The sequence below is a fragment of the Halorubrum tibetense genome (genome assembly GCF_042661865.1).
Taxonomy (GTDB): Archaea; Halobacteriota; Halobacteria; order Halobacteriales; family Haloferacaceae; genus Halorubrum; species Halorubrum tibetense.
On record NZ_JBHSWW010000117.1, the window covers coordinates 1 to 7,154 of the forward strand.

General features: G+C 65.6%; 8 protein-coding genes, 1 tRNA gene and 2 pseudogenes. 2 read left to right on the forward strand and 9 right to left on the reverse strand.

Annotated features, from left to right (window positions below):
* Nucleotides 1–141: pseudogene (locus tag ACFQEU_RS08980) on the reverse strand (indole-3-glycerol phosphate synthase); the annotation flags it as partial.
* A gap of 90 nt (nt 142–231) precedes the next feature.
* Between ACFQEU_RS08980 and ACFQEU_RS08985 the strand changes: the two are divergent.
* A complete protein-coding gene (locus ACFQEU_RS08985; protein ID WP_379781355.1) occupies nt 232–696 on the forward strand; it encodes an MGMT family protein in 465 nt (154 codons plus the stop codon).
* Between the two features lie 197 nt (nt 697–893).
* On the opposite strand, the gene ACFQEU_RS08990 is transcribed toward ACFQEU_RS08985, so the two are convergent.
* The 8 genes from ACFQEU_RS08990 to ACFQEU_RS09025 all read right to left on the reverse strand — a co-directional run bounded on the left by ACFQEU_RS08990 (nt 894) and on the right by ACFQEU_RS09025 (nt 6,595).
* Complete coding sequence (locus tag ACFQEU_RS08990; protein WP_379781357.1) at nt 894–1,196, reverse strand: hypothetical protein; 303 nt, start codon at nt 1,194–1,196, stop codon at nt 894–896.
* Nucleotides 1,193–2,467 (reverse strand): helix-hairpin-helix domain-containing protein, encoded by a 1,275-nt coding sequence (locus ACFQEU_RS08995; protein WP_379781359.1) that lies wholly within the window; start codon nt 2,465–2,467, stop codon nt 1,193–1,195. The genes ACFQEU_RS08990 and ACFQEU_RS08995 overlap by 4 nt, the downstream gene beginning before the upstream one ends.
* Nucleotides 2,464–2,856 (reverse strand): hypothetical protein, encoded by a 393-nt coding sequence (locus tag ACFQEU_RS09000; RefSeq protein WP_379781361.1) that lies wholly within the window; start codon nt 2,854–2,856, stop codon nt 2,464–2,466. The genes ACFQEU_RS08995 and ACFQEU_RS09000 overlap by 4 nt, the downstream gene beginning before the upstream one ends.
* The gene (locus ACFQEU_RS09005; RefSeq protein WP_379781363.1) at nt 2,846–3,553 is read right to left on the reverse strand and encodes a hypothetical protein; all 708 of its coding nucleotides are present in this window, start codon (nt 3,551–3,553) and stop codon (nt 2,846–2,848) included. The genes ACFQEU_RS09000 and ACFQEU_RS09005 overlap by 11 nt, the downstream gene beginning before the upstream one ends.
* 66 nt (nt 3,554–3,619) lie before the next feature.
* On the reverse strand, nt 3,620–4,132 hold the full coding sequence (locus tag ACFQEU_RS09010; RefSeq protein WP_379781365.1) for a hypothetical protein: 513 nt from the start codon (nt 4,130–4,132) through the stop codon (nt 3,620–3,622).
* 191 nt (nt 4,133–4,323) lie between these two features.
* Nucleotides 4,324–5,253 carry a sugar phosphate isomerase/epimerase family protein gene (locus ACFQEU_RS09015; protein ID WP_379781367.1) on the reverse strand — a complete coding sequence of 310 codons (930 nt, stop codon included), beginning with the start codon at nt 5,251–5,253 and terminating at the stop codon, nt 4,324–4,326.
* A gap of 150 nt (nt 5,254–5,403) precedes the next feature.
* Entirely contained in the window at nt 5,404–6,171 is a 768-nt protein-coding gene (locus ACFQEU_RS09020; protein ID WP_379781369.1) for a hypothetical protein, read from the reverse strand.
* Nucleotides 6,172–6,521: 350 nt separating this feature from the next.
* A tRNA-Tyr gene (locus ACFQEU_RS09025) sits at nt 6,522–6,595 on the reverse strand.
* A gap of 121 nt (nt 6,596–6,716) precedes the next feature.
* On the opposite strand from ACFQEU_RS09025, the pseudogene ACFQEU_RS09030 reads away from it, so the two are divergent.
* Nucleotides 6,717–7,154: pseudogene (locus ACFQEU_RS09030) on the forward strand (hypothetical protein); the annotation flags it as partial.

Genomic DNA, 7,154 nt, shown 5'->3' on the forward strand with positions numbered 1-7,154 from the left:
CTCGGCCGCCGCGAAGGCGGCGTTGAGGTCCCGCGGGTCGTCGATCCGCACCTCGGTCGAGTGGCTCGTCGCGGCCCGCTCGCGGGCGGCCGACAGGATCGACCGGACCGCCGGCGCGAGCTCCTCGGCTGGTTCCTCCATTACTGTACACTAATGAACTCATTTGTACATAAGGGTTGCGGGGGAGACCGCTCCCGATCCGTTATACGGCCGGCGATCTCACGGTCGGGCATGGACACTAGTGGAGTCTCCGGCGTGTTCGCCCGGGAGTACGACGGCCTCGAACGATCGGTCGAGGTCGGGTTCGCCGGCGGTCGGGTCATCGCGATCTCGTTCCCCGAGACGGTCCCGGACGACGCCGACACGGACCACACGCTCCTCGATCGGATCGGCGACTACCTCCGCGGCGAGCGCGACCACTTCGACGACGTCGATACCGGACTTACGGTCCCAACCGAGGAGCGTCGAGTGCTCGACGCGCTCCGGGAGGTGCCGTACGGCGAGTCGGTCTCCGTGAGTCGGTTGACCCGAACGGTCGGGCTCGACGACAACGACGCCGACGACCTCGGCGACGTGAAATCCGCGCTCCGCGAGAACCCGATCCCGATCCTGCTCGCCGACCACCGCGTCGAGGGCGGGCCGTACGCGACGCCGCAAGCGGTTCGGGCGACGCTGCGGCGCATCGAAGGGATCTGACCGCTTCGCTATTACTCGTATTCCACAGTTCCCCGCCCGATCAGGGTGCGTGAAGCTCCCCCACCCGATCGGGGTGCGTGAAGGGCGATCGGTGAAGGGTCGGTCGGTGAACGACGGATCGGTGAAGGGTCGGTCGGTGAACGACGGATCGGTGAAGGGCCGGTCGGTGAACGACGGATCGATGAACGACGGACCGATCACGGTGCGGGCACGCCCGTGGCCGCGGCGAGTCGCTCGGGGTCGAACCGGATCCCCCCGACCGTCTCGACCCACGACAGTCGTTTCAGCCGTTGGGCCCGACCGAACGGGAGCCGGACGACGGCGAACCCCGTGGGGTGATGTAGCACGAGCCGATCCGCGCTTCCGATCAATCCGAGAAGCCCGGCGACGAACGACTCGTGATCGACGCGCTCCGGTCGCGTGACGAGAAAGAAGCCCTCGGTCTCCGGGTCCGGTCCGGTGATCTCGATCGACGCGCCGAACCGCTCCGCGAGGGTCACGACTCCCCGCTCAGCCGCCGGGCCTGCTCGATCCACTCCTCGGCCCGGCCCGTCGACACCCGGGCGAGGTCGCTGACCGTCCCCGGATCGAGCGTCGCGAGCTGTGACACGCCGTGTACGCCCGCATCACGGAGGCGACCCGCGTAGGTCGGGCCGATCCCCGACACCTCCTCTAACGGAACCGGGTCCCGTTTGCCGCCGAGCTCTGCCTGGAGTTCGTCGACCACCTCGGTGGGGATCGACAGTCGCGCCGCGAGCTCGTCCGGGTCGAACCGACGCAGCGATTCGGGGTCGGTGACGCCGGCGCGACGCAGGCGGTCCACGACGGCTTTCCCGTGTTCCGGGGCCACCTCGGCGATCGCTCGCCGGAACGGCTCCGCCTGGTTCCGCTCGTCGTCGTCGGCTGTCGGGGCGTCGTCCTCCGACGCGTCACCCCCCGACCGTGGAGCACGCTCTCGCGTGTCGGTTCGGGACTCATCTTGACTCCCTTCCGTCTCGTTGGTCGTCTCCCTCTCGGCGGTTCGCCCGTCGGGACCCGGATCCGGATCGGCGGCGATCACGAGGTCGATCGGGGCCTCCGCCTCGGCGACGCTGAACGCGTCCGGGAACTGCTCGATAACGGTCCCGGGTGTCGTGTCCGGGTCGACGGCACGTTCGACCGTTCCGACGGTCAGTTCGGCAGACGCGAGCCGTCGGGCCGCCACCTCGTACGGGACGCCGCGGAGGTCCGGCACGTCGACGTAGCTCGGCTGCTCGGCGTCGGTCTCCCCCCGCGGTGCCCGGAGCCGGAACGACACCTCGCTGAGGTTGGCCGACGCCGACGACTCGTCAAGCGACGGCAGATGCATCCGTAACCCTTCGTCCGTCTGGATCACGTTCGTCTTGAGCCTGAAGTCCACGTCGTCCACGCGGTATCGCTCCCCTTTCAGGTCCTCGTCGACCTCCTGAAGCGCGGCACCGAGGTTCGAGAACACGGCCGTCGGTTCCAGCGATGGGCGCGTCGCCTCGAGCTCGCCGATCCGCTCCTGTAACCGCCCCCGCTCCGATTCGAGCGTCGAGAGCTGCCGCTCCAACGCGGTTCGCTCGGCCCGCATCTCGAGGACGTCGCTCTGGAGTCGCACGAGCGAGCCCTGCTGTTCGGTGACCAGCCGCTCGATGGCGGCGCGCTCGATGGGCTCGAACTTCTCGGCGTCGACGTGGGGGACCTCGGTCAGTTGGAACGTCTCATCGAGACGGACCGCGTCCGCACGGTTCGTGAACCAACTGCTCATCGCTGTCGGCGCTCCGGTGGAACCGGCGCGATCCGGAGCCGTACCTCGCTGGCGATCTCGGCGTCGACGTCGTACTCGTGTTTGACACGGTGGTTCAGCGGTAGCGCGCTCACGACGGGCCTGAAGCCGCGAACCTCCTCGGTCTCCGGATCGCGGATCTCGCGTCCCTCGATCGACAGCGTCATTTCGAGGTCCGCCTCGACCTCGGAGAAGCGAAGCCACGACGCGTCGAGGTCGTACCCGAGCGTGCCCTCCTCGATCTCGCGTTCGATCGCCAGCTGCGACCGCATGGCTCGCTGGTCCAACTCCTCTTGGCCTTCGGCCACGGAGAACGCGATCGTGCGGATGAACTCCTTGAGCGGCCGATCGAGCCACTGGTCAGTTACCATGGTCGGCTCCTCCGGAACCGGTTCGCTCGTTCGCCGGGTGGGTGGCCCCTGTCCTGCCGGTGACGGCGTCGGTCGGAGCCACGCCGGAGGTGCCCGCCGATCGGAGCCGTGCCGGCGACGGAGTCGGTCGGAGTTGAACCGCGAGGCGGGCGTTCGCCCCGACTTCCCTGTCGAACCGTCGCTCGTCGATCCCGGCTCCCGTGTCGGCGCGCAGATCGAGCGATCGATCGGCCCGGTCTTCCGTAGTGCCGCCGGTGGTCCGATCCTCGGCTGCCTCGTTGGCGGCCCAGTCTTCGGCTGCCTCCTTGGCGGTTCGGTCCCCGCTTCCAGATCCGTCCGCGGCGGTGATGTCGACTGCGACCTCGACAGTCGACTCGCTGAACCGGTACCACGCGGGCGTGATCCCGAACTCGAGCAGCGACCGTGACTCCGCCGGAGTGGTTTCGGTCGTCACCGACCCGCCGGGGTCGATGGTGCGGTTGACCGTCGGCACCACGTCGACCGTGGTCTCCGAGAGTGTTTCACGCGTCTCCGTGGCGTGGGCGTCGAGAGCGGTCTGGGCCTCCGCGACCCCTTCGGCCAACAGGAACACGAGGTCGCCGAACGGCAGTGCCGCGACGGTTCGGGTGGATCGATCGGGGGCGATACGGCGTGGCGGTATGTGATGGGCTCGTGGCGGCATTGGTGTCTGTGGCATGGCTGGTCGCGTATCCCCCGGTCGGGACTGCGCGGTGTTTCGTCGCCGCGCGGGAGGCGCGGACGGTCACTCGGTCGTGCGGTTGTCGACGGTCTCGACCGCGGGGAAGAGGTACGGTGGCTCCGGCACCGGGACCATCGTGGTCTTCAGCTTGCTCGTCCCGTGGACCTCCTTGCCGAACTTCCGGTTGTGGCTCACGTCGGTCTGGATGCTGCCGCCCCAGAGACCGAATCCGGCCCTCGCTTTGGCGCTCACGTCGATGTCGGTCTCGCGTTCGGTCGTCGTTTTGATATCCATCTCGACCTCGATGACGGCCTCCGAGAACTGGTAGAACGTCGGGAACAGCCCGGCCTGCAGCAGTGAGACATCGATCGGGTCGGCGGAGTCGTACGTGACGTCACCGTCCGCGTCGATCGTCCGCGTGATCGCCGGCACGACTTCGATCTCCGTCTCGGCGAGGATCTTCGCGACCTCCACGGAGTTCATATCCAACTGGTTCTGCGCGTCCGCGATACCCTGGCCCATGCTAGCAACCATCTCGGGAAACGGCACGTCGAGGAGTTCTTGTCCTACTGACATCCTTAAGTAATTAATCTAATAAATATTAAAGTAGTATGTAAGAAATCAGGGAGGATGGTAGAGATTAACACGGATAGTGGACCGTACGCGACGCCCCCGCAGATTCGGGTGATATTGCGGCACATCGATTGGATCCGAGTCCGGCGCATAACGCGCGTCACCGAGTGGGGTAGCCACCCGGCGTTCGTCCGTCAGTTACGCCCGCGAGGCGGGCCGTTCCATCGACCGAGGAACTCGCCACCGATGTTCATCGACTCGATCGGCTCCGGTGCCCAATCGTACTCGTAGACCAGGTACTCGACATCGGCGGTCGCCCGCGCGACATTGGCGACGGCCTTCATATTGACGTCACCCTCGTCTATCTCGACGAAGTCACCGTCTCGCATGTTCTTCATATGGATGGAGTCGATCTCGTCACTATACCTGCTTATATACTCGATCGGGTTCGCGCCGCCCGTCTCTACCCAGCCGACGTCGAGCTGGAGGTGAACGTGATCTTCGACCGCCTCCGCGAACACGTCGTAGGCGATCTCGTCGGCGTCCTCGAGCTCTTGGAACTCGTGGTCGTGGTTGTGATACCCGAACTCGAGTCCCTGATCGGCCATCTCGTCCGCCGCCGTGTTGATGTCGTGAGCGAGTTCGAGAACGCTCTCCTCGGTGCTCCACGTGTCACCGTTGATGTACGCCTCGATGAGTGCGGGTTCCCCGTACTGGAGGTACAGTTCGGCCACTCCCTCGGGATCGTCGAGCGTGTCGTAGAGTCCCTGGTGGGCACTGGCCATTCCCACGCCGGTCTCGTCGATCGCCTCCGTGATCGCGTCAACGTCCGAGTCGCCGTCGATCGAGAACGGTTCGAAGTGGTCGTAGCCCGCCTTCTCCATCTCGTAGATCAGTTCCGCCGTCGTGAGGTCCGCATTGTTGAACGACCAGAACTGCGCGGATATCGGAACCGGCTCCGCTGCGGATCCCGACCCCGCGTGATCCGGCCGTGCCTGTACGCCTCCGATGGCGGCCGATCCGAGTCCGAGCGCGCCGATCCCGCGAAGCAGGTTCCGTCGGCCCGTTTCGACCGATTTACTCACGATACGACTCCCGTCCGTCGTCCGTCTGTTCTGTGACATGCCTTTCACCTCTCGCCGTACCACCCGCTCCACCCATTCGGATGGCACGACTTAATAATTAAAGTTCATTATATATAAGTCATTATACTATTGTCAATATATATTGATCCCTCGTGTGCAGGCCGCTCCGGATCGGCTGCGGGCCCGGGATCACGACGGTGTCGGCGGGAACCGCGGGTAGCTCCCGACTCCCTCGGTGTGCCAACCGCGGAGCTCGACCCATTCGCCGCCCGGGTCAGTCCCGGCTATGTCGCCTGCGACGGACGTCTCGTAAGTGTTCCAACTCCACCCGAACGTCCACCACTCGTTTGTTCCCTCGTAGCGGACGATGACGCCGAAGGTGATGTCGTCGCCGCCGTGCTCGACGTACACCGGACTCGTGGCTTCGAAGGACCGGTAGTCCGGCCACCGGTCCGCCGCCCAGTCGTCGTGGTCGTCCGCGCCGCGCTCGGGATCACTGAGCTCAACCGGGGCGAGAACGGGCTCCGTTCCGCGTGGCGTCCGCGTGTCGATCGTCCAGTCGGACGTGATCCGTGAGTCGAACCAGAGCGTGTCGCGACCCTCGCGAACTTCGTCGATCTCGATCCGGAGCATCGGGCCGCGGTCGGTCGCCACCACCTCGTGTGAGACGCCAACGAACCGGTCGCTGTCGGCTACGTATAGCTCGTCGACGACCGCCTCACCGTCGTGAACACCGATGGGAAGAAGGACGACAACGTTCTCGGTCGCGCCATCGACGTCAACGCTCGCCTCGAACCCGTACGACGACTGGTAGGAGTCATAAAACAGCGCGGTTCCGAGCCCGACGAAGCCGGCGATAACGACGAGGCAGACGACGAGCAGCGCCGCAGCCACCATCGTGACCTTCGCCCCTGTCGAACGATTCCAGAGGCTGGTGAGGCGTCTCGTACGTGCCATAGTGACCGAGCACGTTGTGATCGGACATAACTAGTCGCCTATTTCCGTCGTTTGTGGGGACCCGCTTCGGCGTCGATGTCTTCACTGGGATGTCCGGAGTGTTGCGTGTACTACCTCCCATCTGTTCCTCTCACGGTTCCGGGCTGTGACTCGTCTGCTCAATTCGGGTCGATTGGTCTTTTGACTGCTCACTTCGTTCGCAGCAAAAGTCCGCCCTCCCCGAATTGAAACGCGCGAGACGATCGCCTCGCTTCGCTCGGCGCTGCGACTCGCTGTTCCCCGCTCGCTTCGCTCGCGGGGACGGGGGACAAGTCGATCCACAGTTGGCTACGAACCGACTGAAAAACCAGTCCGCCCTCCCCGAATTGAACGGGGGACAAGCCGATCTACAGTCGGCTGCTCTACCAGGCTGAGCTAAGGGCGGTCACTAAATTCTAGCCGCTGGATTCGACTTAAACGTTCCCTTTCGCGGGCAGCTCGAGTGGGTGTGCCGTGTCCCGACAACTCCACGCGGTATTTAAGTCGCGCGCCCCGCGAGCGGGCGTATGGGAGACGACGGTGCGGACAGACAGGCCACGTTCGGTAGCGACGGCAGCCTCGAAACCGACACCACGCCGGACGCGACCGGCGAGAACGACTTCGGCGACCCCAAGGAGCCGAACGAAACCGACGGCGGCTACAGCCGCTATGCGGTTTCGAGCCTCCTTCAAAAAGCGGTGCGGCGTTCCGACGAGGAGGTCGCCGCGTGGGCCGCCTGGGAGCTCGCCCGCTCCGGCTACGCCTGGAACCTCTGGGACCGGCTGAACCTCTACGTCGTCGAGGACCTCCGCGCGGGCGACGACGTCGCCCTGACGATCGAGCGATACGAGCAGTTGGCGACGGAGCGCTGGGAGCCGTCGGAATGGAAGGGTCGCCTCTGTGCGGTCCACGCCGCGCTCGCCGCCGCGCGCGCCCAGTCCACTCGTGAGGCCGCGAACGCCGAC

Excerpts from the sequence above, each read along its gene's own strand:
- ACFQEU_RS08985 (WP_379781355.1), top strand. The coding sequence starts at position 232 with ATGGACACTAGTGGAGTCTCCGGCGTGTTCGCCCGGGAGTACGACGGC.
- ACFQEU_RS08995 (WP_379781359.1), bottom strand. The coding sequence starts at position 2,467 with ATGAGCAGTTGGTTCACGAACCGTGCGGACGCGGTCCGTCTCGATGAG.
- ACFQEU_RS09000 (WP_379781361.1), bottom strand. The coding sequence starts at position 2,856 with ATGGTAACTGACCAGTGGCTCGATCGGCCGCTCAAGGAGTTCATCCGC.
- ACFQEU_RS09005 (WP_379781363.1), bottom strand. The coding sequence starts at position 3,553 with ATGCCACAGACACCAATGCCGCCACGAGCCCATCACATACCGCCACGC.
- ACFQEU_RS09010 (WP_379781365.1), bottom strand. The coding sequence starts at position 4,132 with ATGTCAGTAGGACAAGAACTCCTCGACGTGCCGTTTCCCGAGATGGTT.
- ACFQEU_RS09015 (WP_379781367.1), bottom strand. The coding sequence starts at position 5,253 with ATGTCACAGAACAGACGGACGACGGACGGGAGTCGTATCGTGAGTAAA.
- ACFQEU_RS09020 (WP_379781369.1), bottom strand. The coding sequence starts at position 6,171 with ATGGCACGTACGAGACGCCTCACCAGCCTCTGGAATCGTTCGACAGGG.